1 pseudogene is annotated in these 243 nt (G+C 56.0%); it reads right to left on the bottom strand.

Annotation, left to right across the window (positions count from 1 at the left end):
* A pseudogene (locus SB822_RS59975) lies at window positions 1-243 on the bottom strand (permease); the annotation flags it as partial.

The following is a 243-nucleotide window of genomic DNA, read 5'->3' as shown; positions in this document are numbered from 1 at the left end:
CGGTGAAGAGCGCTATACACACAAGCCCGAATGCGATGTCGAGAATCGACGTGTAGTTGAAGGTGATGGACTGGCTGGCTGTATGCGCAGCCGAGCCGGTTTTCGGCCGTGCGGGAATCCATCCTGCCACCGCAAATATGACTTCGACAACAAGGCTGGCGGCGACCATGGCAGCGTAAAACGTGACAAGCATGAAAGCGGTCATCCGCGCGCCGTAGTATTTGCGGTAGATGTTGAGAATGG

It is taken from the genome of Paraburkholderia sp. SIMBA_054 (assembly GCF_046534875.1).
GTDB lineage: Bacteria > Pseudomonadota > Gammaproteobacteria > Burkholderiales > Burkholderiaceae > Paraburkholderia > Paraburkholderia hospita.
Note: the sequence above shows the minus strand (reverse complement) of the source record. Positions and strands in the feature narration are given on the sequence as shown.